We start from the raw sequence: 25,874 nt of genomic DNA, 5'->3' as shown, positions 1-25,874 counted from the left end.
AGAAAGCATGCAAACGGGATCGATTTCATCCGCTTTGGAAGGTGTAGGCGCCAAGCTGCTGCGGCAGGTTGATCTCGGCGGCGGCCTGACGATTGCGCAATGGCGAAACTTCGCCAACAGCCGCCTTGCCTATCGCGATCCCGGGCACCACACCGTTAGCCTTTATCTCGATGGTACCGTGCGCCGCATGGACAGCGGTCAGACGGGGATAGGCTCGTCGGGAGCGCTCTGTCTGCTGCCGGCAGATGGTGACAGCGCCTGGCATGTACTCCGAGACGTCTATTTCTGTCACATCTACATCTCTCAGGGCCGGTTTCAGAGGCTGGCCGGCGAGGTTTTCGATCGCGACAGTCGGACGTTGACGCTTCCCGACCTGAGTTTCTTTTCCGACGGCTTCATTGCGGACATCATCAACCGGGCGATCCTGCCCAACGACTGGTCGGAAAGCGCCAATCGCCTTTTACTTGCCCAGGCGGCTGATCTCATCTTGCTCGAAGTGCTGCGCAAGAACGGTCCAGTCCGGTCCAGCAGCCTTGTCCTCCAGGGCGGGCTTTCACCCCACGTTTTGAAACGCATTATACAATTGATCGATGCCGATCTCGCCGGCGACCTCAGCCTCGACCGGCTTGCCGCGGAGGCAGGCCTCAGCTCCTATCATTTCGCCCGTATGTTCAAACTGACCACGGGCCAGACGCCGCACCGTTTCGTGCATGAGCGGCGGCTTGCGGTGGCTTATGAGTTCATACGCGCTGGCAAAGCCAGCATCACGGAAATCGCAGCCGCCTGCGGATTCTCGACACCGGCGCATTTCGCCGCAAGCTTCAAGGCGAAATTCGGCACGAGCCCGTCCGCTATCCGCGTCTGACGGCACGCAAGAACGTGCCCAACGCGTTCACCGGATGAAGCACTTGCTACCGGTTATCGGTAGCCTCCGGAATCGGCCCGACGGCGGCGGAAGAGAGCGGGAGTCGAACCCACAAAAGACCGTCTTTCGGACCCTCGGCCCACGGATCCCCAGACCTCGGGACTGCTTGCGTCATGCATGGCTCAGACGAAAGAATTTGCTCGGAAAAATCGTTGCGATGGGTTATTCCGCAGCAATAATCATCGGTTAAGTGGCGGACGGCGAGGCCGTATTGCGCGTCGCTGCTTAGTCCTCCTCTGCCATACGGTGGACGCGGCGGTCAGTCTCGCGTGCCGCTTGGCCCCCGTCGATGGCGCGAATACACAAAACTGGCCAAACGTGCCTTGCCTAAGCTGTTAATCTCTTGGAAGCTGCAGCTTGAGGAGATGCCGGTGCGTTAACGCGTCCGGCAATGCAGATTCGAAAGATTTACTTGTGGTTGTTTCATCCCCCCGCACCTTTTTGACATCCCTGTTTCACGCAGCTGTCGGTGCCGCCGATCCCCTGTCGGGTATCAAGGCGCATCTGCCTGCGAAGCCAAAAGGCCGAACGGTGGTGATCGGGGCGGGCAAGGGAGCAGCGCAAATGGCTCGCGCGCTTGAAAGCGTCTGGGACGCGGCGCTCGATGGCGTGGTCGTGACGCGCTACGGCTACGGCTGCGAAACACAGAAGATCGACATCATCGAAGCTGCCCATCCGGTGCCGGATGCCGCTGGTCTTTCCGCATCGAAGCGGTTGGTCGAAGCGCTAAAAGATCTGACGGCGGACGATTTGGTGATTGCACTGATCTGCGGCGGTGGCTCGGCGCTTCTGCCGGCGCCGCCCGAAGGCCTGACGCTTGAAGGTGAGATCGCGCTCAATGAAATGCTGCTGGCTTCCGGAGCGCCGATCTCGGCCATGAACGTCGTGCGCAAGCATCTATCCACCATCAAGGGCGGGCGGCTCGCGGCGGCCACAAAAGCGCGCGTCGTCAGCCTGATCGTCTCGGATATCCCGGGAGACAATCCCGCGCATGTCGCCTCAGGTCCCACCGTTCCCGATCGTTCCACCCGGTATGAGGCTATCGAGATCGTCCGGCAATATGGCCTGCAGCTTCCGAAGGCAGCGCTCGATCACCTGGGCTCCCCGGCTGCAGACGCGCCCTTTCCGGACGATCCGATCTTTGGCGGACACGAACATCACATCATCGCTTCGGCCGGTGTGTCGCTCGAGGCCGCCGCTCAACTGGCGAAGTCCAATGGCATCACCCCCGTGATCCTGTCGGATTCGATCGAGGGCGAATCTCGTGACGCTGCACTGGTGCACGCGGCAATCGCCCGTGAGGTTCTTGGCCGCAACCGACCGTTCGAAAAGCCAGTGGTCATTCTCTCGGGCGGCGAGACAACCGTGACACTGCGCGCCAAAGGCGGCAGAGGCGGGCGCAACGGGGAATTTGCGCTTGCCGCCGCACTCGCAATCGATGGACACGACATCCATCTCCTGGCAGCAGACACCGACGGCATCGACGGCTCGCAAGACAACGCCGGCGCATTTGCCGATGGCACCACCGTCAGGCGCCTGCGCGAAGGCGGCCTCGATCCCCGCCGCCTGCTTGATGGCAATGACAGCTATTCGGCCTTCCAGGCTATCGGCGACCTCTTCGAGACTGGCCCGACAGGCACCAACGTCAACGATTTCAGGGCATTCTTGATTCGTTGATGGCGGAGCCAGGCGCCGGCGTCTACATTGTCGGCACCGCTTGCCTGCTTTCCCGGCGGAAAGCATCCGGGCTCGTCGACATCCATTTGCGGAAGGCCCGGAAAAATGCGCTGGGTTCGGAATAGCCGAGTTGTGTGGCGATGTCGCCGATCGTCTTTGGCGTATTGAGCAGCAAGTCGACGGCCATATCTCGGCGGATATCATCTTTGATGCCGGCATAGCTCTGCCCTTCGTCACTCAGGCGATGACGCAGGGTGGAAACCGGCATGCGCATGTCGGCCGCAAGGTCCACGAAATTCGACCATGCAGCCGGCGGCAGCCTGCTCAGCCTCCGGCGGACACTGGAAGCGAGCCCGGCATCGTAGCGATAGCGCACGAGGATGTTCGCCGGTGCGCCACGCAGGAACTGTTTTAGTGCCTGCTCGGTCCGCGAAACCGGCAGGTCCAGCATGGCGCTGTCGAAACCCAGCCGACTGACGGGTTGAGAGAATCCGACGGGGGCACCGAAGAAGAGCCGGTAATCGGCTCCCTGTTTTGGCTCATCACAGCGGAAATCGACGAGCCGGATGGGGATCCGGCGGCCCACCAGCCAGCACGTGATACCATGCAAAATGATCCAGTAGGTGCGATAGGCGAAAGCCGAGCGAGGCCCGCCGGCGTCCGCAAGCTCGATCTCAGCCAGGCCGTCGCGGACGACGAGTTCGCCGCGCGGATCCTCCAGGACGACATTGAGGAAGCGCAGTGCCCGGCGTAACGCCTGGCCGAGGCTTCGTGCGTGCAGCACGCAGTGACAGAGCAGCGTGAAGCTTCCGCTGCGCATCGGCCTTCCTCCCATTCCGAAGAATTCGTCATCGAGCTCGGCCGCAATCGCGAGCCACAGTGCACCATAGCGCTCGGCCGATATCGGCTGGTCGACACGCTGAGGCAGTCCGAGCGCAGCAATGAGCGGGGCTGTCGGTTTTCCTATCCGGCGCAGGCTTTCGAGTGCCTCTTCGACGAATCCCGGTGCGATCATGCGCCTTTCGAGTTCAGTCATCCCCTTCCCTCTCCGTGTGGTAAAATTGTCCAAAAATATGAAGCAGTTCTGTCATCGCTTGCAATAGTGGGACGACATAAAGTCCGTGCTATTCTGGCTGGGCGCTACATGAGAGGAGCATCGTAGGGCTGTGGGAGATGATCATGCTGATTCGTGGAGGAACCTTCATCGTCACAGGCGGCGGGTCCGGTCTCGGCGCAGCAACCGTGCGGATGCTGGTCGAAGACGGGGCGCGCGTCGTCATTGCGGATCTTAATGAAGAGGCAGGTGAGATGGTCGCCGCAGAGCTCGGCGCGCAGGTTTCATACCTGTGTGCCGACGTGACGAGCGAGGAAGATGGTGTGCGCGTTGTCGCCGCTGCGCTCGATACCTTCGGTGGCCTGCGTGGGCTCGTCAACTGCGCCGGCGTTGCCCCGGCCGAAAAGGTCATTGGACGCGATGGGCCGCATCGGCTCGAAAGCTTTTCGCACGCGATCGGCATCAATCTGATCGGCACGTTCAACATGACGCGCCTCGCCGCGTCAGCCATTCAGCAACAGGAGCCGGATGGCGAAGGCGAGCGTGGCGTCATCATCAATACGGCCTCGGTTGCCGCCTTCGACGGCCAGATCGGCCAGGCGGCCTACTCCGCCTCCAAGGGTGGTGTGGCCGCCATGACGCTGCCGATTGCCCGCGAGCTTGCCCGCCACGGTATTCGCGTCCTCTCAATCGCTCCCGGCATCTTCGAAACACCGATGATGGCAGGCATGCCGTCTGAGGTTCGCGAATCACTCGGCAGGAGCGTGCCCTTCCCGCCGCGGCTCGGCCGGCCTGCTGAATTCGCCGCCCTGGTGCGCCATATATGTGAGAACAGCATGCTGAACGGCGAGGTCATTCGCCTCGACGGCGCATTGCGGATGGGCGCGCGTTAGGCGCTACCAGGGAGGAGTAAAATGCCATTGCAGGATCCTGTCGTGATTGTCGGCTCGGCACGCACCCCGATCGGCGGATTTCAGGGCGAGCTCAAGGATGCTACGGCGCCCGCGCTCGGAGCTTGCGCAATACGGGCCGCACTTGAACGCAGCCGCGTCGAGGCCGTGGCCGTTGATGAAGTGGTGTTCGGCTGCGTGCTGCCAGCCGGCCAGGGCCAGGCGCCGGCGAGGCAGGCGGCCATCGGCGCTGGCCTTGCCTTTTCGACCGGCGCCAGCACCATTAACAAGATGTGCGGCTCCGGCATGAAAGCCACGATGATTGCTCATGACCTCATTGCCGCAGGAAGTGCCTCGGTCACCATCGCCGGCGGCATGGAAAGCATGTCGAATGCGCCCTATCTCCTCGATCGGGCACGTAGCGGCTACCGGCTCGGCCACGGGCGCGTTGTCGATCATATGTTCCTCGACGGGCTTGAGGATGCTTATGACAAGGGACGTTTGATGGGCACTTTCGCGGAAGACTGCGCCGAGGCCTATCAATTCACACGCGCCGCACAGGATAGCTATGCGATCGCCTCGCTGACGCGGGCGCAAAAGGCGATCGAGGCCGGCTATTTCGACGAAGAGATCACACCGGTGACCATCAAGACCGGCAAAAGCGAACTGACGGTTGCGCGCGACGAACAGCCGGGCAAGGCAAAACTTGAAAAGATTCCGGCCCTGAAGCCTGCCTTCCGCGACGGCGGAACCGTGACCGCTGCCAATTCAAGCTCGATTTCCGATGGTGCGGCGGCCCTGGTCCTCATGCGCCGCTCGCAGGCCGAACGCCGCGGATTGCAGCCGCTTGCCACGATCACTGCCCAGGCCACCCATTCGCAGGCGCCCAATCTCTTTGCAACGGCGCCGGTCGGTGCTCTTGAGAAGCTTTCCGATCGCGCCGGCTGGTCGTTTGATACAGTCGATCTTTTCGAAATCAACGAGGCTTTCGCCGTCGTCGCCATGGCTGCGATGCGCGATCTCCATCTGCCGCACGACAAGGTCAACGTGCACGGCGGCGCCTGTGCGCTTGGCCATCCGATCGGTGCGTCGGGAGCACGTATCATTGTCACGCTGCTTGCGGCTCTTGAGCGATACGACCTGAAGCGCGGCATGGCCGCACTTTGCATCGGCGGCGGCGAGGCAACTGCAGTCGCCCTCGAACGGCACTAAGGGAGGAACGCAGATGATCCTTTCCGACCTGCAGCAGCAAATTCGCGATCTCGCGCGCGATTTCGCCCGCGAGCGCCTGGCGCCGGGCGCGGCCGCCCGCGACCGCGATCACGCCTTCCCTCGCGAGGAACTGAAGGAGATGGGCGAGCTCGGCCTGCTCGGCATGCTCGTTCCGGAAGCCTTTGGAGGCTCCGACACCGGCACTGTCGCCTATGCTGCCGCGCTCGAAGAGATCGCCGCCGGCGACGGGCCGTGCTCGACCATCATGAGCGTCCATAGCTCGGTTGCCTGCGTGCCGATCCTGAAATTCGGCAATGAAGAACAAAAGCAGCACTTCTTGCCAAGGCTTGCGAGCGGCGAATGGATCGGCGGTTTCGCACTGACCGAGGCGCAGGCGGGCTCCGATGCCTCAAACCTGCACAGCCGCGCGCGCCGCAACGGCGATCATTATGTGCTCGACGGGGCCAAGCAGTTCATCACCTCGGGCAAGAATGGCCAGATGATCATCGTCTTCGCGGTCACCGATCCCGAAGCCGGCAAGAAGGGTATCACCGCCTTCATCGTGCCGACCGATACACCCGGTTACGAAGTCATCCGTGTCGAAGAAAAGCTTGGCCTCCATTCGACCGATACCTGCCAGATCGCCTTCAACGGCATGCTCATCCCCGCCGAACTCAGGCTCGGAGCGGAAGGGGAAGGATACCGCATCGCGCTGGCCAATCTCGAAGGCGGGCGGATCGGCATTGCCGCGCAGGCGGTTGGCATGGCACGCGCGGCCTATGAGGCGGCGCGCGACTATGCGCGCGAGCGTGTCGCTTTTGGCAAACCGATCATCGAGCACCAGGCCGTCGCCTTCCGTCTTGCCGACATGGCGACGCAGATCGAGGCCGCGCGCCAGCTCGTCCTCCATGCAGCGGCATTGCGCGAAAGCGGCCTGCCTTGTCTTTCTGAAGCGTCGATGGCGAAGCTCTTTGCCTCCGAAATGGCAGAGCGGGTCTGCTCCGACGCGATCCAGATCCATGGCGGCTACGGCTATATGGCCGATTATCCGGTCGAGCGGATCTACCGGGATGTCCGCATCTGTCAGATTTATGAAGGAACGAGCGATGTGCAGCGCATGGTGATTGCGCGCAATCTGTAAACCAAGGATGCGCCGTCCCCTCCTGGAGGAGAGGAGCGGACGGCAAAGGGAGGAATGAGACCATATGGCGGAATTCGCTCAACTGAGCTTGCATGTCCCCGAACCCGCCGTCCGTCCGGGCGGCCAGCCTGATTTTTCCAACGTCAAGATCGCCAAGGCAGGCGCGGTGCCGCGCCCTGAGGTGGATGTCGCGTCTGAGGACATCCGCGAGCTCGCCTATTCGATCATCCGTGTACTTAATCGCGACGGTGAGGCCGTCGGCCCGTGGTCGGGCATGCTTTCCGACGGCGAACTGCTCACCGGCCTTCGCCACATGATGAAGCTCAGGGCCTTCGACGCCCGCATGCTGATGGCGCAGCGCCAGGGAAAGACATCCTTCTACATGCAGCATCTCGGGGAGGAAGCCGTCAGCTGCGCCTTCCGCAAGGCGTTGCGCAAGGGCGACATGAACTTTCCGACCTATCGCCAGGCGGGACTGTTGATCGCCGACGACTATCCGATGGTCGAGATGATGAACCAGATCTACTCGAATGAGAGCGACCCGCTGCACGGCCGGCAGCTGCCGATCATGTATTCCTCGAAGGACCACGGTTTCTTCACGATCTCCGGAAATCTCGCGACGCAATATGTTCAGGCAGTCGGCTGGGCGATGGCGTCGGCCATCAAGAACGACAGCAAAATCGCCGCCGGCTGGATCGGCGATGGCTCGACAGCCGAATCCGACTTTCACTCCGCGTTGGTTTTCGCCTCCACGTACAAGGCTCCGGTGATCCTCAATATCGTCAACAATCAATGGGCGATCTCGACGTTCCAGGGCATCGCCCGCGGTGGCTCCGGTACTTTCGCTGCCCGCGGTCTCGGCTTCGGCATCCCGGCGCTGCGTGTCGACGGCAACGACTATCTCGCCGTTTATGCCGTTGCCTGCTGGGCAGCCGAGCGCGCCAGACGGAATCTCGGCCCGACGCTGATCGAATATGTGACCTATCGCGTCGGCGCCCATTCGACGTCGGACGATCCGAGCGCTTATCGTCCGAAGACGGAGTCTGAGGCCTGGCCGCTTGGCGATCCGGTTCTTCGCCTGAAAAAGCATCTGATCGTCAGGGGCGTCTGGTCCGAAGAACGTCATCTTCAGGCGGAGGCCGAGATCATCGACGAGGTGATCGAGGCGCAGAGAAAGGCCGAGCAGCACGGCACACTGCATGCCGGGGGCAGGCCTTCCGTGCGCGACATCTTCGAGGGCGTCTATGCCGAGATGCCGCCGCATATTCGCCGCCAGCGGCAGAAAGCGGGATACTGAGATGGCCAGAATGACGATGATTGAGGCCGTGCGCAGTGCCATGGACGTATCGATGGCCCGCGACGACAGCGTCGTGGTGTTCGGCGAGGACGTCGGTTACTTCGGCGGTGTTTTCCGCTGCACGCAAGGGCTTCAGGCAAAATACGGCAAGACCCGCTGCTTCGATACGCCGATCAGCGAATCCGGCATCGTCGGAACGGCGATCGGCATGGCGGCTTACGGGTTAAAGCCCTGCGTCGAAATCCAATTTGCCGATTACATGTATCCTGCCTACGACCAGATCACTCAGGAGGCCGCCCGTATCCGTTACCGCTCGAACGGCGATTTCACCTGCCCGATCGTGCTGCGTATGCCAACCGGCGGCGGTATCTTCGGCGGTCAGACGCACAGTCAGAGCCCGGAGGCGCTCTTTACTCATGTCTGCGGCCTGAAGGTTGTCGTGCCTTCCAATCCTTTTGATGCCAAAGGCCTGCTCATCTCGTCCATCGAGGATCCGGATCCGGTGATGTTCCTGGAGCCGAAGCGGCTCTACAACGGTCCCTTCGACGGTCATCACGAGCGCCCTGTCACCCCCTGGTCGAAACATGACCTCGGCGAAGTACCTGAGGGACATTATACCGTCCCGATCGGCAGGGCGGAGATCAGGCGGTTGGGATCGGCCGTGACAGTCATTGCCTATGGTACCATGGTGCATGTGGCGCTTGCAGCTGCGGAGGATGCCGGCATCGATGCCGAAGTCATCGATTTACGAAGCCTTCTGCCACTCGATCTCGATACCATCGTACAGTCGGTCACGAAGACCGGCCGCTGCGTCGTCGTCCATGAGGCAACGCTTACGTCTGGCTTTGGTGCCGAAGTGGTGTCGCTCGTGCAGGAGCATTGTTTCTACCATCTGGAAGCGCCGGTCATGCGTGTCGCCGGTTGGGACACGCCCTATCCGCACGCACAGGAATGGGACTATTTCCCCGGGCCTGCGCGTGTCGGGCGGGCACTTGCAGAAGTCATGGAGGCGTAAGCCATGGGCGAGTTTACGATCAAGATGCCCGATGTCGGCGAAGGCGTGGCCGAGGCTGAGCTTGTCGAATGGCACGTGAAGGCCGGTGACCCCGTGCGAGAGGACATGGTGATCGCCGCCGTCATGACGGATAAGGCGACGGTCGAAATCCCTTCTCCCGTTACCGGCACCGTCGTCTGGCTCGGTGCAGAGATCGGCGACCGGGTCGCCGTGAAGGCGCCGTTGGTGCGCATCGAGACGGCCGGTGAAGGCGGCGAGATTCGAACCGAAATCCCTGCGGCTGTAACGCCCGCGAAAGCTCCTGAGCCACCGTTGCCTGCTTTAGATCTCACAAAGGGAACGGTACCGAAACCCGCTACCGCGCCTGGTGCAGTTGCTGCGGTGCCCGCCGAAAAGCCGCTCGCCTCCCCTGCCGTCCGGCTCCTTGCCCGGGAGAACGGCATCGATCTCAGGCAGGTGACGGGAAGCGGTCCTGCCGGCCGTATCCTGCGCGAGGATATCGACCAGTTTCTCGCACACGGCGCGGCCCCCTTCCCGGCGCAAGTGGTTCCAGGAAGAAAGACTGCGACGGAAGAGATCAAACTTACCGGCCTTCGCCGGCGCATTGCCGAGAAGATGTCGCTGTCGGCCTCCCGCATTCCCCACATTACCTATGTCGAGGAGATCGACATGGCGGCGCTGGAGGAACTGAGAGCCACCATGAACCGCGACCGCAAGCCGGAACAGCCGAAGCTTACCGTCCTGCCTTTCCTGATGCGGGCAATCGTCAAGGCGGTTGCTGAACAGCCAAACCTCAACGCTACCTTCGACGATCACACAGGCGTACTCACCCGTCATGCGGCCGTCCACATCGGCATTGCAGCGCAGACGCCCGCCGGGCTGATGGTGCCTGTCGTGCGACATGCGGAGGCGCGCGGCATCTGGGATTGCGCCAGCGAGATGAACCGGCTTGCGGAGGCCGCGCGCACGGGTTCAGCGACCCGTGATGAGCTCGGCGGCTCGACGATCACCATCAGTTCGCTCGGCGCGCTCGGCGGCATCGTCTCGACGCCTGTGATCAATCATCCCGAAGTCGCCATCATCGGCGTCAACAAGATCGCCGTCCGTCCGGTCTGGGACGGCACGCAGTTCGTGCCGCGGAAGATGATGAACCTCTCCTCAAGCTTCGACCATCGCATCGTAGACGGATGGGATGCTGCCACCTTCGTCCAGCGCGTCCGGGTTCTTCTCGAAACGCCGGCACTCATTTTCATCGAAAGCTGAGTTTTATGAAAGAGATCGTCTGCAAGCTCCTCGTCATCGGCGCCGGTCCTGGAGGCTATGTCTGCGCCATCCGGGCGGGCCAGCTCGGCATCGACACCGTCATCGTGGAGGAGAGCAAACCGGGCGGAACCTGCCTGAATGTCGGCTGCATCCCGTCCAAGGCGCTAATTCATGCGGCAGAAGAGTTCGCCGTAGTCCGCCGTATGGCTGCCGGAAGGAGCCCGATCGGCATCCGTGTGGGGGACGCTGCCATCGACCTGGCGAAAACCATCGGTTGGAAGGATGGTATCGTTGGCCGGCTCACCAGCGGTGTCTCAACGCTGCTTCATAAGGCGAATGTCAAGATCGTCCACGGACGCGCGGCTTTTCGCGACGGCAAGACCGTGGAGGTGGAGACGGAAACGGGCGCGCAGATCATTCGCGCCGACACCGTGGTCATCGCCACCGGCTCGGAGCCGGTCGACCTTGCAAGTCTTCCCTTCGGTGGTCGCGTCATATCCTCAACCGGGGCCTTGTCGCTTAAGGATCTGCCGGAGAAGCTTGTGGTTGTCGGCGGCGGCTATATCGGCCTCGAGCTCGGTACCGCCTTTGCCAAGATGGGCTCCGAGGTGACCGTTGTCGAAGCGATGCCGCAGATCCTGCCGCAATATGATGCCGATCTCGTGCGCCCTGTGCTACGCAAGCTCGGAGAACTTGGCATTCGCGTGCTGACCGGTGCAAAAGCGAAGGGGCTCTCCGGCGACGGAAATGCACTCTTTGTCGAGGCGGCGGATAGTCAGGAACAGCAGCTGCCGGCCGACCGCATCCTGGTCACCGTCGGACGCAAACCGAAAACCGCAGGATCGGGGCTGGAAGAGCTCGATCTAGATCGTTCAGGGCCTTACCTGCGCATCGACGAGCGCTGCCGCACGTCGATGCGCGGCATATATGCGATCGGCGACGTCACCGGCGAGCCGATGCTTGCCCATCGCGCCATGGCGCAGGGCGAAATGGTGGCCGAGATTGTGGCCGGCCGGAAGCGTGCCTGGGACAAGCGCTGCATTCCGGCGGTTTGCTTCACGGACCCGGAGATCGTGACGGCGGGTCTTTCCCCCGGCGAGGCTCGTGCTCAGGGCTATGAGATCCGCGTCGGCCAGTTTCCCTTCAGCGCCAACGGCCGCGCCATGACGATGCATTCGGACGAAGGCTTCGTGCGCGTCGTGGCACGGGCCGACAGCAATCTTGTCCTCGGCCTTCAGGCCGTCGGCGCCGGGGTTTCGGAGCTTTCGGCCACCTTCGCACATGCCATGGAGATGGGCGCGCGCCTGGAGGATATCGCCGGTACGATCCATGCCCATCCGACACGCAGCGAAGCAATCCAGGAAGCAGCCCTTAAGGCACTCGGCCATGCATTGCACGCATGACGCGTAGTTGACGGTCCGTAGATTGCGATGGTGGGATTTGCCCGCCGATGTCAGAGCCTAGTTCTTGCATCTTCCATTTCCGCGCGAGCCGGGAATCGCGTCTTGTGAGCACGGCAACAGTGCTTTTCGGTCTGGCAGCCGTCATGTGAGTTTCTCGCAGCTTTTGGTAAAGTCCTCCCCGAGAGGGGAGACGATCCAAAGACGGGAAGCACCCCGCCTGGATACGCCGGTCGGTCACGATACGGCCAATCATTGCATGGTCGGCAACTGCTTCAAGGGATTGGCGAGCGGCACACCGAGCGGCTCGAAATGGCGCTCATTGGCCGTCAGCTTCTCCATCTGGCGGTGGCCTTTAGCCACTGCCTGGTTCTTGCCTCTGGATCGCTGTTCAGCGTGATGTCGGTCACAACGGCCGCGCTGTCTGCGCCATGGGCAAAGACGCCGTCGATGCGATCGACATTCAGCCCGCCGATGGCGACAAGCGGCAGGCCGGCGATGCGTGTTTTCCATTGGCTGAGCCGTTCCAGCCCTTGCGGCGCCCATTTCATCTGCTTCAGGATCGTCGCATAGATTGGGCCGAGCGCGACATAGTCCGGCTTTGCGGCGAGCGCTGTCTCCAGCTCGGCTCCGTCATGGGTCGAGAGCCCGAGCTTCAGTCCGGCCTCACGGATCGCTTGAAGATCAGCTCCGGCCAGATCCTCCTGTCCCAGATGGAGGAAATCGCATCCCTCCTCGATCGCCAGTTGCCAGTAGTCGTTGATGATCAGCTGGCATCCATTTGCGGAGCAGATCGTCTTTGCGTTGCGGATATCAGCACGGATTTCTGCCTCCGTCCGGTCCTTGATGCGGAGTTGAACCAGCTTGACGCCGAGCGGGACCAAGCGGGCTATCCACTCTGCACTGTCGACAATCAGGTAGAATGGATCGAGCCTCATGCAAAGACCGCCCTACCGATCACCGGTGTCGAGGGCACGGCCATCTCGCGCGGCTCCAGCATACCGGCACCGAATGCCTGATGGCCGGCCTCGATCGCCCTGGCGAAAGCCACGGCCATGGAGACAGGATCGCCGGCGCCCGCCACAGCGGTGTTGAGAAGAACCGCATCAAAGCCGAGTTCCATGACGGTTGCTGCATGCGAGGGCCTGCCGATGCCGGCGTCGACAATCAGCGGCACCTCGGGAAAATGCCCGCGTATGGCCCGAAGGGCAGAAAGATTGAGCGGCCCGGCGGCACTGCCGATCGGCGCGCACCAGGGCATCAAGACCTTGCACCCCGCTTCCAGCAAGCGTTCCGCCACGACAAGATCATCGGTCGTGTAAGGGAAGACTTCGAAGCCCTCACCCGAGAGGATACGCGCGGCTTCGACCAGCCCAAAGACATCGGGCTGCAGCGTATCGTGATTGCCGATCACCTCCAGCTTGATCCAGTTGGTCTGAAACACCTCGCGCGCCATCTTCGCCGTCAGCACCGCTTCGGAGACGCCATGGCAGCCGGCCGTATTGGGCAGCACACGTACGCCGAGCGCCCGGATCATGTCGAAGAACGCACCACCGTTCCGGCCGCCGGCGGTTTCACGGCGCAAGGAGACGGTGACGATTGCGGTCTGCGATCGCTGGACGGCTTCAGTCAAGATTGCCGGTGAGGGATAGCGAGCCGTTCCGAGAAGAAGGCGGGACGCAATTTCGGCTCCATAAAGGTTCAGCATGGCTCAACCTCCCTGCATCGGCGTCAGGATTTCTATCCGGTCATTCTCGTCAAGCGCATGGTCAGCCCGATCCTCCCGGTGGACGAGCTCGCCGTTGACGGCGGTCGCGAGCCACTCGCCTTCGTAGTCCATCAGCCTCAGCAGCTCGGAAAGCGTCTTGGCACAGATATTCTGAGCTTCGCCATTGATGATCAGTCTCATGAAAACATACCTTCTTGTTGGCTTACTTGTTGGAGTTTGCCGAATACAAGCTCCGCAGCTTCCGCCGCCATTGCCGGTGCCAGCAAAAAACCGTGACGATACAAGCCGTTGACGAATACTGTGTTCGCGTCGCGGGCGGCGCGGGGAAAGTTGTCGGCGAAGGCGGGGCGGATTCCGGCCCCGGTCTCGACGACGGTTGCGTCCGCAAAGGCCGGATGAAGCGCGTAGGCGGCATTCAGCAGTTCCAGCAACGAGCGTGCCGAAATCGGCCCGTCGAAATCGGTTTCGATCATCGTGGCACCGAGCATGAAAAGCCCGTCGCCGCGGGGGACGATGTAGAGCGGGATGCGCGGATGCAGCAGGCGAACCGGGCGGGCAAGGTCCACCTCCCAGGTCTTGAGATAGAGCATCTCGCCGCGAACGCCGCGCAGCCCGCCGGCCTTGCCAATCTGCGCCGCACCCGTGCAGTCGACACAGTCGTCGAAGCTGCCCTCGTCGGCATCTCGAACGAACGACACGCCCTGCGTTGCAAGCCTCTCCCTCAACCTTGCGAGCGTCCGGCGGGGATCAAGATGGGCTTCGCGAGGAAAGAACAGGCCTTGCCGGAAGCGCCCGGCAAGGGCGGGTTCCAGCCCAGCAATGGCCTTCCCATCGAGCCATTCGCAACCGGTCGTGCGGCTGGCGAAGCGTTGCAGTTCACCAAGATCGCGGGCCGGCGCGACCACGAGCGTACCATTGCGTCGCACTTCTCCCGGCACCATTACCTCCCACCGGTCGGCGGCATCGAGGCCCTGTAGAAGCACAGCCTCGCCAGCACTTTCCCGCTCGCACCAAGGCGCCAGCATCCCGCCGGCAAACCAGGATGCGGCACCCCTGAAACCCTCATTCGGATCCACGACCGTCACACCAGCACCGCCGGCGTGAAGCGCATGGGCAACCGAGAGGCCGGCAACGCCGGCCCCTTTGACAAGCACGCGCATCTCAGTCGCCCGAATGCTGAAGCGCTTCGACCGGAACGTAGAGATCGCCGCCCTCGCGGAATTTTGCCGCCATCGCATCCAAGCCCTCCTTCTGCGCCTCGGCGCGAATGTCGTGCGAAATTCGCATGGAGCAGAATTTCGGGCCGCACATCGAGCAGAAATGCGCGACCTTGTGCGCCTCTTTCGGCAGCGTTTCGTCATGGAAGCTGCGGGCTGTTTCCGGGTCCAGGGAGAGATTGAACTGATCCTCCCAGCGGAACTCGAAGCGGGCGCGTGACAGTGCATCGTCGCGAAGACGCGCGGCCGGATGTCCCTTGGCGAGGTCGGCGGCATGCGCTGCGATTTTGTAGGTGATGACCCCGATCTTGACATCATTCCGATCGGGCAACCCCAGATGCTCCTTTGGCGTGACATAGCAAAGCATGGCCGTCCCGAACCAACCGATCATCGCAGCCCCTATGCCTGAGGTAATATGGTCGTAGCCGGGTGCGATATCCGTCGTCAGAGGGCCGAGCGTGTAGAAGGGCGCCTCGCCGCAGACGGCAAGCTGCTTGTCCATGTTTTCCTTGATCTTGTGCATCGGAACATGGCCTGGCCCTTCGATCATCACCTGGCAGTCCTTCGCCCAGGCAATCTTCGTCAGTTCGCCAAGGGTTTCGAGCTCGGCGAACTGCGCTGCGTCATTGGCATCGGCAATCGAGCCCGGCCGCAGGCCGTCGCCGAGCGAGAAGGAGACGTCATAGGCGCGGCAGATATCGCAGATCTCCTCGAAATGCTCGTAAAGAAAGCTCTCACGGTGGTGATGCAGACACCACTTCGCCATGATCGAGCCGCCGCGCGAGACGATTCCGGTCACCCGGTTGACGGTCAGCGGGATATAGTGGAGCCGCACGCCGGCATGAATGGTGAAATAGTCGACACCCTGTTCCGCCTGTTCGATCAGCGTGTCACGATAAACCTCCCATGTCAGGTTCTCGGCAATGCCTTCGACCTTTTCCAGCGCCTGGTAGAGCGGCACGGTGCCGATCGGCAATGGCGAATTGCGGATGATCCATTCGCGGATATTGTGGATGTTGCGGCCGGTCGAAAGGTCCATGACCGTATCGGCACCCCAGCGCGCCGCCCAAACCATCTTTTCGACCTCTTCGGCCATCGACGAGGTGACGGCGGAATTGCCGATATTGGCGTTGATCTTCACCAGGAAGTTGCGGCCGATGATCATCGGTTCGGCCTCTGGATGATTGATGTTGGCGGGGATGATCGCGCGGCCTGAGGCCACTTCCTGCCGGACGAATTCAGGTGTGACATAGTCGGGGATATGGGCACCGAAGCTTTCGCCGTCGCGAACCATGGCCTCGCATTGTGCCTTTCGGCCGAGATTTTCGCGGATGGCGATGAATTCCATTTCCGGCGTGATGATGCCGGCACGCGCATAGGCAAGCTGGGTGACGGCCCTGCCGTTCTTGGCCCGCAGCGGCTGGCGCTGGCCGGGAAATTCGGGCGTCAGCCGCTCACCGCTGGCAAAACCATTGTCTTCCGGGCGCACGTGGCGACCCTGATAGGCCTCGACGTCGCCGCGGGCCAGCACCCAGTCGCGCCGAAGCTGAGGCAAGCCCTCTTCGATGCGAATATCGGCCCCCTCGACCGTATAGGGGCCAGACGAATCATAGACCGCGACTGGCGGCTCGCCTGCGGTCGGATGAACGCTGATCTCGCGCATAGGCACGCGAATGCCGGGATGGATATCTCCCGCAACGTAAACTTTGCGGGATGCCGGCAAAGGGCCGGTGGTAACGCTCGGGGTAATGGTCTTTGCGGCAATATTCATGGTTTGAGGCTCCAAGTTGTGATTGGAGACCCAGTCCTCAGCCGGAATGATGGAAAGACGCCGGCATGGATTCCACGCGTGAATTCCAAGCCTTTCGAGCGCTCGCACCGTCCCTACGCCAGTATGAACTGGATCAGGTTCAACGGGTCACTGCGCGCGACAGCAGTATCTCAGCCCCTTGCCGGGACCCCCCTGGTGAATGTTCAAAGGTTAAGGTCGGGTGTCGCCGGTGTCAAGACGAGCGGCTCAAGTCACCCTCCTTTGCAGTCAGCGAGCCAGCCACCCGCCGTCGACCGGCAGGACGGTGCCGTGGACGTAGTCGGACGCCGATGAGGCGAGAAACACCGCCGCACCGCCGAGTTCGGCGGGCACTCCCCACCGCCCTGCCGGGATGCGTGCCAGAATGGCGGTACTGCGGTCCGGATCTTCGCGGAGCGCCGTCGTGTTGTTGGTGACAAAGTAGCCGGGCGCGATGGCGTTGACGTTGACGCCTTTGCCTGCCCATTCGCAGGCAAGCAGCCTCGTGACGCCGGCAAGGCCGCTCTTCGAGGCCGTGTAGGACGGAATCCGGATGCCGCCTTGGAAGGACAGCAGCGAGGCGATGTTGATAATCTTGCCCCTGCCCTTTTCGATCATGTGGCGGCCAGCGGCCTGAGATAGGAAGAAGGCCGTTTTGAGATTGGTGTCGATGACGGCGTCCCAGTCTTCCTCGGTGAAGTCGATCGCATCGGCGCGGCGAATGATACCGGCATTGTTGACGAGGATGTCGAGTGCACCGAAGGCCGAGAGCGTTTCGGCGACGATACGCTTTACCGGCGCGATCGTGCCAAGATCGGCCTTGATGGCATGGAAGCGTGCCCCAGCCTCCGTGACCATCGCCTCGGTTTCATCCATAGACGAGCGGCCGACGGCGGCAATCGAGGCACCTGCTTCCGCAAGCGCCATCGCAATGCCCTGCCCTATGCCAGTATTGGCGCCCGTGACAATGGCCACGCGACCGGAAAGATCAAATGGATTTGCCATTGGACTTACCTTAAATCTGCGATCGCGATCTGATCCATGTCGGTGAAGCTCTTGTTGTCACCGGCCATCGCCCAGATGAAGCTGTAATTCTTGGTGCCAGCACCCGAATGGATCGACCACGGAGGCGAGATGATCGCCTGCTCGTTTGCGACCAGCATGTGCCGGGTCTCCTGCGGTTCGCCCATGAAATGGAAGACGCGCTGATCGGTATCGAGATCGAAGTATAGGTAGGCTTCCATGCGCCGGTCATGGATGTGGCTCGGCATGGTGTTCCAGATGCTGCCCGGCTCCAGCATCGTCAGTCCCATGGTGAGCTGGCAGGACTGGCAGACCTCGGGATGGATGAACTGGAAGATTGATCGCTTGTTGGCAGTTGCCGCTTCGCCAAACGTTAGATGCCGAGCCTGTTCGCGCGTCAAGAGCACCGTGGGATGCGGTTGATGTGCCGGCGTCGAGACGAGGTAGAACTTGGCGGGATTACCGGCATCAGCACTTTCGAAGCGGATGTCCACCGCGCCCTTGCCGATATATAGGCAATCGTATTTCGCGATATCGTACGCCTTGCCGTCGATCAGGACGCGGCCTGCTGCCCCGATGTTCAGCGCACCGAGCTCGCGTTCGGCAAGGAAGGTTTCCTGGCCGATTGCCTTTGGCGCCGACAACGTGAGTGCGGCGCCGAGCGGCATTGCGCCACCGATCACCATGCGGTCGTAATGCGAATAGGTAAGCCTGATTTCGCCACCTTCGAAGACGGTGTCGACAAGAAAGTGGCGTCGCAGTGTGTCCGTGTCGTAGGCGCGGACGGCCTCGGGATGGGAAGCGTGTCTTACGTCGACTTTCATTGAAAATGTCCTTTCTTTTCAGTGCATACCATAGGTTTTTTCGCATCCTCGATAAAGTAATTCGGGTCCCAGATTTCGGCCCTTTCGACCTCGTGCAGAAGTCTGCCGAGATGGAGGTCCATGGCCTCGACGGCACCCTTCTTGTCGCCCTTGCGCATGCAGTCGATGACGGTCGAATGCTCCTCGATGACGCGGGCGAGACGGCCATCCTGCGGCAACGTCAGGAGGCGGTAACGGTCGCTGTGCACCTTGACCTGCTCGATGATTGCCCAGATGCCGGAAAAGCCGGCGATATCGCTGATCAGTTTGTGGAAGTCGATATCAAGCCGGTGGAATGCCGTCACCTCGCCATTGCGAAGGCAGGCGCCAAGATCGTCGAGATTGCGATCGAGCAGACGGATGCCGGCGGGCGTCATCTTGTCCACGGCATGGCCGACGGTGGTTATCTCGAGGGCTTTGCGCACAAGGATGGCTTCATAGAGCGCGCGGCGCGGAATGCGCGAGACGAACGTGCCGGATTGGGGAAAGATATCAACGAGGCCATCGTCGCAAAGACGTAAGATCGCCTCGCGGATCGGCGTTCGGCTGACGCCGAAGTGCGCCTCCAACTCCTTCTCGCTCAACAAGTCCATGGGCTTGCGCCGAAGCGAGAGGATGTCGTCGCGCAAAACATCGTAGACCAGGGTTGCGGCGCGGGGAGCTGTGGCACGCTGGTGGGAAAGTTGGGTTACGCCCGCCAAGGAACGCTTCTTGCGCGCTTCGCTCATTGGCCACGCATTTTGTCAAATCGCAGTTTGAAATACCGACTGACTTGCACCGATTGCCCTCCCGCAGGCCTTCGGCGGAAGTAGTATATTAGTATCTGACTCCGGGCAAACGGAAAATCGCACGATGGAAAAGCGAATAGAGAAGGGCCGCCTGAGAGCGGCAAATGTGCGCAACCAGGAGGCTTGCTTCTTAGGTGACACTGAGTCGGTAGCGCGCCGAAAAGTCGCCTTCCCACCACATGGGGAAGTTCGTACCCCATTTATTGTTGTGCAGGTTGAAGCGCACGCCGTCGGCAAAGTCAGGTAACGCTTTGCAAAAAGTCATAAAATCCCAGCTTTGCGGTGCGACGAGCGGCGTGTCGAATGGTTGGATGGACAGCACAGTCCCATTCATGTCGCCACGAACGCCGCTAACAGCCTGGAGTTGAGCGCCGCCGCCTCGAGCAATATCGCCGCTTTTGTGCCAGAGCCCCATCTTGCGCAAGCTCCATTCGGCCCTTGCTTGCGGTGTGAAGGAAAGAAAGCTTGCCTCCGGCATGCGGTTCGCCGCTTTTGAATGCATCGTCACCCGAAACTCAAGGACATCGCCGTGCGCTAAAAATTGCAGCATAACATACTCCGGCGCGCCGTATCGGCTGACCGCTTCATCGGGCATAGCAAGCAGCACCCCTGCTCGACCAGCTGCCTTCAAGGCAGGCATGTAGGTTCTCGACAGCGCAGCACCGGACCTGGCAAGCCCCGGCTTGTCGTGATCGAGGATCGCCCATTCCTGACGATGCGTAAGATATGTATCCATATGCCGGCCGACATCGCTGGCGTCATAGCTCTCGTATCGATAGGCAATCAGCGATCCGCTGCGACCGGCAATCGTCCTGCCGGTAGGCACCGTAAGAGCGGAAATGTCGCCGGTTACAGGATCGAGATCAATGGCCCAACCGCCGGCCGAAAGGCGCTGCTGGCGCTCGCCCACCGAGATCATGACGGGCGCGGAAAGCTCGGCAAGAGCGGCCTTTGCGGCCCTGGCATCGGCGCCATCCAGCTGCCGTACGGCTTCATCAAGATAGGAGCGCTGCTCATTCCAGGAGGCTTCGGCATAGGCAAACCGGTAGTCGCTCGCCCGGGCTGTTTCGAAATCCTCGCGGGACCAGGCCTGGTCGTCTCGGAGATAGGATTTGATGTCGACGCCACAGGTATGTTCCGCAACCAGAGTAAGCTTGCGGCCGAATGCGAGCCGGGCGGAATTCAGGCCCTCAGCTGCAAAACGGTCATAGAGCCGCTGCAACGCGAGAAACTGCGCGGTTTTCTGCGGATCGCTGGCAATGCCGTGAATCCAGCTGTCACCGAGCTCGAGCTCCATACGGGGAAAGCGTTCGCGTTTTTCCCAAAGAAGCGCCCCGTAGTCCTCAAGCGTCGCTGCACGGATAATCGCATCGGGATCACGCTGGTGCATTTGCCGGTAGACATCGGCTGTCTGCGCCACGCTTTGCGGGCCAATATTATCGCTCGTGTGCGCAAAGCCCAAACCCTCGGAAACACCGTCCGGGAAGTATGTTTCGCCATAGGAACGCTGATACATCACAACGATCTCTTCGCCGCCGGGCGCGCGCCAGCGAAAGATATCAGGCACCTGCGGCGGCGGCGAAGCAGTGTTGACGCCGAGATGCAGGAAACGAATGCCGGCTTCGGCAAGCAGCGGCACCATGCCGAGTGTGTGTCCCGGCACGTCCGTCATCTTCGCTGCAATCGTCTTCTTGCAGAAACGCCGATCCAATTCCTGCGAGTAGGAAAGACCGGCCCGGAAAAGATCGGGCGACATCAACTCCGTATGCGTGGTGAATGGCAGGCCGTGCCAACGGATGAGACCGCGTTCGATTGCCCGCTCCAGTTTCGCCACCTCTTCCGGCCGGCACGAATTCAGATAGTCCCAAATCAACCAGGCACCGGTGGTCCAGATGAACTTCGGATCGCCTGGATCTTCCGCGTAAAAATGGTCGCCCGTCTCGATCGCCTGCGGAATGAAGCGCTCGTGATACTGGCGGCGGACCTTTTCCGCATGGTCGGTGAAACCGATGTCGAGATGGGTCTTGAAGACCAGATGCACACGCTTTTGCGTCATGAACGTTCCATTCAGCCAACCGTGCCGCGCACGACGAGACGGGTGCTCAGCGTCTCGATCAAGCGTCCGGCGTCGGGTGTCTTGAGCCGCTTGAGGATCAGCCGGACGAGCGCCCGGACCCGATCTGTCAGATCGATCCGGACGGTGGTGAGGTTGTAGCTCTTCCAATGCGATTGCGGGATGTCGTCGAAGCCGACGATCTTGACATCGCCCGGCACCGACAAGGAAAGCTCGTGACGCAACGCATCGATTGCGCCGAACGCGCCGACGTCGTTGGAGGCAAAGATGGCATCGGCTCCATCGCCGACACGGAAGAGGTCCACCGTCGCGCGATAGGCGGTATCGTAGGTGTAGTCGCCAGGCACGACGATCGGCGGCGCCATGCCGCGCCCTACAAGAACCTGCGTGATGATGCGTTCACGCTCGGTATTGGCCAGCGATTGCGGCTTTCCGCCAAGATAGGCAACGCGGCGGGCGCCATAACCCTGCAACAACGCAACGGCCTGCTCGATGCCCTCTTTCTGCCGCACGACCAACCGGTCGTAGAGGCTGGCAGACGGCTTTTTGCCAAACTCTTCTGCATCATCATAAATGATGTAGATCGGCACTGCGCGATCGAGAAATCCGCAAAGCACGTCCGGCTCCACGTTCTCCGTAAAGGCAATGACCGAATCCGGATTGAAACCGCGCATATAGGTGAGCAAGGTCTGGTCCATGCTCAAATCGGCCTTCGCCTTGAACAGCAAAGTGGCAAAACCCTCCGCTTGCAAGGCCGTCGTCAGTGCATCGATTTCCTGGCTTTCCCAGGGACTGCACACGTCGGGCACGATCATGCCGACAAGATGCGATCGTCTCGTGACGAGCGAGCGCGCCGCCATATCCGGCGTATAGTTCAACTCCCGAGCAATCTGCAGAATGCGGTCGCGCTTTTCCGGCTTCAAAGATGCATTGGGGTTGAACGCGCGCGAAACGGCAACCCGCGAAACATTGGCTTCACGCGCTACTAGATCAGCGGTCGCACGTGCCATTTTTTTGTCGCTGCGTTCATTCATGAAGATAACTGGCGCTGGAATTGAAAACGTGTTCATTCATCGTGCACTTGAGAGCGGCAAATCGTCAAGCGCGACGATGCAGTTTTCACGGGAATGCGCAGCTCTGCTGCCTTTTCCGTCTTTCGTCCATCGAATATTCCAGCGTGCGCAACCGCAGTGTTGACAAAAATGAAAGCGTGTTCATTCTGATGGCTGGATGAGGTGGGGCGTGGCTTGGAGGAGGATCCGGTCCGTTCCGATGCACCGAACCGAAAAGCGTCTGGTCGACAACCGGGCCAAATCCTAGGGAGGAATTGCAATGCGCAAGGGCATACAGTCTTTATTGCTTGGCGTTTCGGCGGCAGTGGCCCTGTCGGGCTCTGCCATAGCCACCGATCTCGACATCACCTGCCGCTGCGTCGTCGGCGGCGTGAACAGCGGTACGGCCGAATGGATCCAAAAGAAAATCATCCCGGCCTTCACCGAAAAGATGAAGACGCAAGGCAAGGACGTTACTGTCAAGCTGACCCAATTCGGCGGCGAAGATGAACAGTTGACGCAGCAACTGGCGCTCGACTTCTCGACCGGCGCCGGTCCGGACATTTCAGCTTTCGACGGCTTCCTCATTCCGAGTTTCGTTCAGGGCGGGCTATTAAAGCCGCTTGAAGAAATAGCAGGTCCGGACGTAGCCAGTTGGGATGGCTGGAGCCATATCGCCGATGGCACCAAGGCTCTGATGAGCTACCAGGGCAAGCCTTACGGAATTGCGCTCGGCACCGATGCACGCATGATCTTTGTGCGCAGGGATCTCTTCCAGAAAGCCGGTCTTGATGCAGAAAGCTGGCAGCCGAAATCCTGGGGCGAACTGCTTGACGCTGCACGCAAGATCAAGGCTGCCGATCCAGATTCCTTTCCACTGCAGCTGAATGCCGGCGTTTCCATGGGCGAAGCAACGACCATGCAAGGTTATTGGATGGCGCTTCTTGGCACCGGCGAGCAGGTCACCGACGAAAATGGAAAGTACATCGTCGCCAGCCAAGGCATTCTCGATACGCTGAGGCTTTACAAGACCATCTATGTTGACGACAAACTTGGCGATCAGCGCGCCCAGCTCTTGGCAGACGGCCGCAACCGTACCTTTGCAAATTTCCGCGACGGCAAGACGGCGATGCTCGTCGAAGGAGACTGGTTCTACCGCTCCGTGACGGCACCGGGGGCCGAATTTGCCGTCGCCGACCGCGACAAGGTCATGACCTGGAAGAAGATGCCGGCCGCACAGCCGGGCAAGGGCCTGCGCGGCCAGGATTTCGTCACCATCTCCGGCGGAACGGGCTTCGTCATCAACCCGCATACGGATGCGCCGAAGGAGTCCTGGGAACTGCTCTCCTTCATGAACAGTCAGGAGCAGTTGACAGCGTTCCAAGAGATCCAGCCGGCGATCCGTATCCGTGACGACGTCGCAATCCCGAACTCGCCGTTCCTGACGGAAACGGCAAAAACGCTGCTGCCGATCACGACGGCGCGTCCCAACGACGCCAATTACAATAAGGTGTCCACGGAGATACAGCGCATGACGGAAAGCGTCGTCTCCGGCGAAATGTCGCCTGAAGACGCGATGGCCCAGTACAAGGCCGCCATTGTCGCCATCGTCGGCGAAGAAAACACCGTCAGCCGTCTCTGACCGGTCGGAACTGGACCCGGCCGGATTTACGGCCGGGTCCAATCAAGCGGACGCCGCAAACCGTCATCGGGTTTTCAAGCATGAAGAAGTTCTCCCTGCTTTCCACGCGCGCGGGCGCAGTTTTTTTGGCACCCGCCGCCGCACTGGTCGGCGTCTTCGTCATCATCCCCTTCTTCTGGGTAATCTTCGTTTCCTTCACGAACCGGACGCTGCTCGGACGAACGGCGCTCGATCCGGATTTCGTCGGTTTGCAGAACTACGTCGCGCTTTTTAATCCGGCGACCTTCTTCACACGCGGCCAGTTCGGCTTTTCATTGGTCCTGACGATTCAGTTCGTGTTGCTGTCGGCACTCGTCGGCCAGGCGCTGCTCGGCCTCGTGCTTGCCTGGCTCAGCCAGTCCGTCTCACCGTCCGTCAAAGCCTTTCTGCAGACGACCGTGATTGCGGCCTGGATCCTTCCGGAAGTGGTGATCGGTTTTGCCTGGTTTGCCTTCCTCGACTATGACAACGGCACGCTGAACATGATCATGCGCAGTCTCGGCCTGCCGCCGGGAGATTGGCTGCTGCAGCAGCCATTCTGGGTGATCGTTTTCTTCAACACATGGCGCGGCGCCGCCTTCTCGATGATGCTTTTCAACTCGGCTTTCCAATCGATCCCGCCAAGCTATTTCCAGGCCGCCGATGTCGCCGGCGCAACCTCCTGGCAGAAGCTGCGCGATATCGCCCTGCCGCTGATCCGCGGCCATGTTGTTACCGACCTCATCCTGATTACCATGTGGACCTTCAACGTCTTCACGCCCTTCCTGCTGACAAACGGGGGGCCATCCTACCGCACCGAAATTCTTTCCATCTATACCTACCGGATCGCCTTCAAGGATTTCGAATTCGGCAAGGGTGCCGCCGTAGGCGTCGTCATCATGCTCATCAATCTGGTATTCGCACTCGCTTATCTGCGTATCGCCCGCAAGAAGACGGCGGAGGCCGAGTGATGCAGATAGCGCGCGCAGTCTATGTGCGGCGCTTGGGCTTTTCGGCTGTTGCCGCGCTGCTCGGGGCCATTTTCGCGCTACCGCTCGTCTGGTTCGCCTTTGCGCCGTTCAACGCGCGCGCCGAGCTCGGCCTTGCCATCCCCAAGCCGTTCACGCTGGCGAATTTCGCAACCGTCTTCCAAAACAGCTTCGCCATGCAGGCGCTGTTCAACAGTCTCGTCCAGGCCTTCGGCGGCGTCGTCTTCGTCGGCACTGCCGCAACGCTCGCAGCCTATGCGCTCTCCCGCTCCTCAGTCCCGGGCAAGGGCGCGGTCACATATATCCTGCTACTCTTTTCTTCCGTGGTGTCAGGTTCGGCGGCAATGGTGCCGATCTTCCTGATCATATCGGCGGCGGGTCTCATCGACACGCATCTTGCTGTCATCCTTGTCTTTGCGGGCGGGCTGCTGCCGACAGCGATGTTCATCCTGCGTGATTTCATCGACGCAATCCCTCGCTCTTACGAAGAGAGCGCCATGGTCGCCGGCGCATCGCCGCTTCAGGCCTTCTTCGACGTGGCGTTGCCCGTCATCCGGCCCGGGATTGTCGTGGTCGTCGTCTGGGCCTTCGTGAATATCTGGGGCAGTTTTCTCATCCCCTTCATCCTGCTGCGGAGCGACAGTCTGATGCCCGCCTCCGTGGCGATCTACTCGTTTTATTCCGAAGCCGGCACGCCGATTGTCACATTGCTTGCCGCCTATTCTCTTCTCTATTCGCTGCCGGTCATCGTGCTCTACCTCTTCGTAAACTGGAAGTTCGGCTTCCGGTTCTTCGGTGGCATCAAGTCGTAATCGG

At 61.0% G+C, this 25,874-nt stretch carries 23 protein-coding genes and 1 riboswitch; of the genes, 12 read left to right on the top strand and 11 right to left on the bottom strand.

Translation table 11 applies throughout. The annotated features are described in order from the left end of the window. Window positions 1–7: 7 nt before the first annotated feature. Both ISN39_RS26620 and ISN39_RS26615 read left to right on the top strand, forming a co-directional pair. Window positions 8–865 (top strand): AraC family transcriptional regulator, encoded by an 858-nt coding sequence (locus ISN39_RS26620; protein WP_194731111.1) that lies wholly within the window; start codon window positions 8–10, stop codon window positions 863–865. A gap of 474 nt (window positions 866–1,339) precedes the next feature. Next, window positions 1,340–2,602: a glycerate kinase gene (locus ISN39_RS26615; protein ID WP_194731110.1), complete on the top strand. Its 1,263-nt coding sequence runs from the start codon at window positions 1,340–1,342 to the stop codon at window positions 2,600–2,602. A 22-nt stretch (window positions 2,603–2,624) separates the two neighbouring features. On the opposite strand, the gene ISN39_RS26610 is transcribed toward ISN39_RS26615, so the two are convergent. Continuing rightward, complete coding sequence (locus ISN39_RS26610) at window positions 2,625–3,638, bottom strand: AraC family transcriptional regulator (RefSeq protein ID WP_194731109.1); 1,014 nt, start codon at window positions 3,636–3,638, stop codon at window positions 2,625–2,627. Window positions 3,639–3,781: 143 nt separating this feature from the next. Between ISN39_RS26610 and ISN39_RS26605 the strand changes: the two genes are divergently transcribed. From ISN39_RS26605 to lpdA, 7 genes are all read left to right on the top strand, one after another. After that, a complete protein-coding gene (locus tag ISN39_RS26605; protein WP_194731108.1) occupies window positions 3,782–4,549 on the top strand; it encodes a 3-hydroxyacyl-CoA dehydrogenase in 768 nt (255 codons plus the stop codon). 21 nt (window positions 4,550–4,570) lie between these two features. Then, on the top strand, window positions 4,571–5,758 hold the full coding sequence (locus ISN39_RS26600) for an acetyl-CoA C-acyltransferase (protein WP_194731107.1): 1,188 nt from the start codon (window positions 4,571–4,573) through the stop codon (window positions 5,756–5,758). A 13-nt stretch (window positions 5,759–5,771) separates the two neighbouring features. Continuing rightward, window positions 5,772–6,899, top strand: a complete 1,128-nt coding sequence (locus ISN39_RS26595; RefSeq protein WP_074071965.1) for an acyl-CoA dehydrogenase family protein — start codon at window positions 5,772–5,774, stop codon at window positions 6,897–6,899. A 64-nt stretch (window positions 6,900–6,963) separates the two neighbouring features. Beyond that, entirely contained in the window at window positions 6,964–8,196 is a 1,233-nt protein-coding gene (locus ISN39_RS26590; RefSeq protein WP_074071966.1) for a 3-methyl-2-oxobutanoate dehydrogenase (2-methylpropanoyl-transferring) subunit alpha, read from the top strand. A 1-nt stretch (window position 8,197) separates the two neighbouring features. Beyond that, complete coding sequence (locus tag ISN39_RS26585; RefSeq protein WP_022717608.1) at window positions 8,198–9,211, top strand: alpha-ketoacid dehydrogenase subunit beta; 1,014 nt, start codon at window positions 8,198–8,200, stop codon at window positions 9,209–9,211. Window positions 9,212–9,214: 3 nt separating this feature from the next. Next, window positions 9,215–10,474, top strand: coding sequence for a dihydrolipoamide acetyltransferase family protein (locus ISN39_RS26580; RefSeq protein ID WP_194731106.1), 1,260 nt, complete (start codon window positions 9,215–9,217; stop codon window positions 10,472–10,474). A 5-nt stretch (window positions 10,475–10,479) separates the two neighbouring features. Continuing rightward, window positions 10,480–11,877, top strand: a complete 1,398-nt coding sequence (lpdA, locus tag ISN39_RS26575) for a dihydrolipoyl dehydrogenase (RefSeq protein WP_194731105.1) — start codon at window positions 10,480–10,482, stop codon at window positions 11,875–11,877. Window positions 11,878–12,203: 326 nt separating this feature from the next. Here the strand turns inward: lpdA and ISN39_RS26565 are convergent, their stop codons facing one another. From ISN39_RS26565 to ISN39_RS26520, 10 genes are all read right to left on the bottom strand, one after another. Further along, window positions 12,204–12,812 carry a thiamine phosphate synthase gene (locus ISN39_RS26565; RefSeq protein ID WP_194731104.1) on the bottom strand — a complete coding sequence of 203 codons (609 nt, stop codon included), beginning with the start codon at window positions 12,810–12,812 and terminating at the stop codon, window positions 12,204–12,206. After that, the gene (locus ISN39_RS26560; RefSeq protein WP_074071973.1) at window positions 12,809–13,582 is read right to left on the bottom strand and encodes a thiazole synthase; all 774 of its coding nucleotides are present in this window, start codon (window positions 13,580–13,582) and stop codon (window positions 12,809–12,811) included. Before ISN39_RS26560 ends, ISN39_RS26565 begins: the two co-directional genes overlap by 4 nt. Window positions 13,583–13,585: 3 nt before the next feature. Next, on the bottom strand, window positions 13,586–13,783 hold the full coding sequence (gene thiS / locus ISN39_RS26555) for a sulfur carrier protein ThiS (protein ID WP_074071974.1): 198 nt from the start codon (window positions 13,781–13,783) through the stop codon (window positions 13,586–13,588). Next, the gene (thiO, locus tag ISN39_RS26550) at window positions 13,780–14,763 is read right to left on the bottom strand and encodes a glycine oxidase ThiO (protein WP_194731103.1); all 984 of its coding nucleotides are present in this window, start codon (window positions 14,761–14,763) and stop codon (window positions 13,780–13,782) included. The genes thiS and thiO overlap by 4 nt, the downstream gene beginning before the upstream one ends. Before the next feature lies 1 nt (window position 14,764). Next, complete coding sequence (gene thiC / locus ISN39_RS26545) at window positions 14,765–16,591, bottom strand: phosphomethylpyrimidine synthase ThiC (protein WP_194731102.1); 1,827 nt, start codon at window positions 16,589–16,591, stop codon at window positions 14,765–14,767. A 92-nt stretch (window positions 16,592–16,683) separates the two neighbouring features. Further along, window positions 16,684–16,795: riboswitch (TPP riboswitch) on the bottom strand. Between the two features lie 63 nt (window positions 16,796–16,858). Beyond that, window positions 16,859–17,614: a 2-dehydro-3-deoxy-D-gluconate 5-dehydrogenase KduD gene (gene kduD, locus ISN39_RS26540; protein WP_074071977.1), complete on the bottom strand. Its 756-nt coding sequence runs from the start codon at window positions 17,612–17,614 to the stop codon at window positions 16,859–16,861. A 5-nt stretch (window positions 17,615–17,619) separates the two neighbouring features. Beyond that, window positions 17,620–18,456 carry a 5-dehydro-4-deoxy-D-glucuronate isomerase gene (gene kduI, locus ISN39_RS26535; protein WP_194731101.1) on the bottom strand — a complete coding sequence of 279 codons (837 nt, stop codon included), beginning with the start codon at window positions 18,454–18,456 and terminating at the stop codon, window positions 17,620–17,622. Then, window positions 18,453–19,223 (bottom strand): GntR family transcriptional regulator, encoded by a 771-nt coding sequence (locus ISN39_RS26530; protein WP_194731100.1) that lies wholly within the window; start codon window positions 19,221–19,223, stop codon window positions 18,453–18,455. The genes kduI and ISN39_RS26530 overlap by 4 nt, the downstream gene beginning before the upstream one ends. A gap of 190 nt (window positions 19,224–19,413) precedes the next feature. After that, on the bottom strand, window positions 19,414–21,339 hold the full coding sequence (locus ISN39_RS26525) for a DUF5054 domain-containing protein (protein WP_194731099.1): 1,926 nt from the start codon (window positions 21,337–21,339) through the stop codon (window positions 19,414–19,416). A gap of 11 nt (window positions 21,340–21,350) precedes the next feature. After that, window positions 21,351–22,391 (bottom strand): LacI family DNA-binding transcriptional regulator, encoded by a 1,041-nt coding sequence (locus ISN39_RS26520; RefSeq protein WP_194731932.1) that lies wholly within the window; start codon window positions 22,389–22,391, stop codon window positions 21,351–21,353. 298 nt (window positions 22,392–22,689) lie between these two features. On the opposite strand from ISN39_RS26520, the gene ISN39_RS26515 reads away from it, so the two are divergent. The 3 genes from ISN39_RS26515 (at window position 22,690) to ISN39_RS26505 (ending at window position 25,870) form a co-directional block, all read left to right on the top strand. Further along, window positions 22,690–24,051: an extracellular solute-binding protein gene (locus ISN39_RS26515; protein WP_194731098.1), complete on the top strand. Its 1,362-nt coding sequence runs from the start codon at window positions 22,690–22,692 to the stop codon at window positions 24,049–24,051. 80 nt (window positions 24,052–24,131) lie between these two features. Next, the gene (locus ISN39_RS26510) at window positions 24,132–25,040 is read left to right on the top strand and encodes a sugar ABC transporter permease (protein WP_074071984.1); all 909 of its coding nucleotides are present in this window, start codon (window positions 24,132–24,134) and stop codon (window positions 25,038–25,040) included. Further along, entirely contained in the window at window positions 25,040–25,870 is an 831-nt protein-coding gene (locus tag ISN39_RS26505) for a carbohydrate ABC transporter permease (RefSeq protein ID WP_194731097.1), read from the top strand. Before ISN39_RS26510 ends, ISN39_RS26505 begins: the two co-directional genes overlap by 1 nt. The last annotated feature ends 4 nt before the right edge of the window (window positions 25,871–25,874 follow it).

The sequence above is a fragment of the Rhizobium sp. 007 genome (genome assembly GCF_015353075.1).
GTDB lineage: Bacteria > Pseudomonadota > Alphaproteobacteria > Rhizobiales > Rhizobiaceae > Rhizobium.
The sequence above is the reverse complement of the archived record's forward strand: the minus strand, read 5'-3'. Positions and strand labels throughout refer to the sequence as shown.

Bases quoted from the DNA above. Each gene is read 5' to 3' on its own strand.
- ISN39_RS26620 (WP_194731111.1), top strand. From the start codon at position 8: ATGCAAACGGGATCGATTTCATCCGCTTTGGAAGGTGTAGGCGCCAAG.
- ISN39_RS26610 (WP_194731109.1), bottom strand. From the start codon at position 3,638: ATGACTGAACTCGAAAGGCGCATGATCGCACCGGGATTCGTCGAAGAG.
- ISN39_RS26605 (WP_194731108.1), top strand. From the start codon at position 3,782: ATGCTGATTCGTGGAGGAACCTTCATCGTCACAGGCGGCGGGTCCGGT.
- ISN39_RS26600 (WP_194731107.1), top strand. From the start codon at position 4,571: ATGCCATTGCAGGATCCTGTCGTGATTGTCGGCTCGGCACGCACCCCG.
- ISN39_RS26595 (WP_074071965.1), top strand. From the start codon at position 5,772: ATGATCCTTTCCGACCTGCAGCAGCAAATTCGCGATCTCGCGCGCGAT.
- ISN39_RS26590 (WP_074071966.1), top strand. From the start codon at position 6,964: ATGGCGGAATTCGCTCAACTGAGCTTGCATGTCCCCGAACCCGCCGTC.
- ISN39_RS26585 (WP_022717608.1), top strand. From the start codon at position 8,198: ATGGCCAGAATGACGATGATTGAGGCCGTGCGCAGTGCCATGGACGTA.
- ISN39_RS26580 (WP_194731106.1), top strand. From the start codon at position 9,215: ATGGGCGAGTTTACGATCAAGATGCCCGATGTCGGCGAAGGCGTGGCC.
- lpdA (WP_194731105.1), top strand. From the start codon at position 10,480: ATGAAAGAGATCGTCTGCAAGCTCCTCGTCATCGGCGCCGGTCCTGGA.
- ISN39_RS26565 (WP_194731104.1), bottom strand. From the start codon at position 12,812: ATGAGGCTCGATCCATTCTACCTGATTGTCGACAGTGCAGAGTGGATA.
- ISN39_RS26560 (WP_074071973.1), bottom strand. From the start codon at position 13,582: ATGCTGAACCTTTATGGAGCCGAAATTGCGTCCCGCCTTCTTCTCGGA.
- thiS (WP_074071974.1), bottom strand. From the start codon at position 13,783: ATGAGACTGATCATCAATGGCGAAGCTCAGAATATCTGTGCCAAGACG.
- thiO (WP_194731103.1), bottom strand. From the start codon at position 14,763: ATGCGCGTGCTTGTCAAAGGGGCCGGCGTTGCCGGCCTCTCGGTTGCC.
- thiC (WP_194731102.1), bottom strand. From the start codon at position 16,591: ATGAATATTGCCGCAAAGACCATTACCCCGAGCGTTACCACCGGCCCT.
- kduD (WP_074071977.1), bottom strand. From the start codon at position 17,614: ATGGCAAATCCATTTGATCTTTCCGGTCGCGTGGCCATTGTCACGGGC.
- kduI (WP_194731101.1), bottom strand. From the start codon at position 18,456: ATGAAAGTCGACGTAAGACACGCTTCCCATCCCGAGGCCGTCCGCGCC.
- ISN39_RS26530 (WP_194731100.1), bottom strand. From the start codon at position 19,223: ATGAGCGAAGCGCGCAAGAAGCGTTCCTTGGCGGGCGTAACCCAACTT.
- ISN39_RS26525 (WP_194731099.1), bottom strand. From the start codon at position 21,339: ATGACGCAAAAGCGTGTGCATCTGGTCTTCAAGACCCATCTCGACATC.
- ISN39_RS26520 (WP_194731932.1), bottom strand. From the start codon at position 22,391: ATGAATGAACGCAGCGACAAAAAAATGGCACGTGCGACCGCTGATCTA.
- ISN39_RS26515 (WP_194731098.1), top strand. From the start codon at position 22,690: ATGCGCAAGGGCATACAGTCTTTATTGCTTGGCGTTTCGGCGGCAGTG.
- ISN39_RS26510 (WP_074071984.1), top strand. From the start codon at position 24,132: ATGAAGAAGTTCTCCCTGCTTTCCACGCGCGCGGGCGCAGTTTTTTTG.
- ISN39_RS26505 (WP_194731097.1), top strand. From the start codon at position 25,040: ATGCAGATAGCGCGCGCAGTCTATGTGCGGCGCTTGGGCTTTTCGGCT.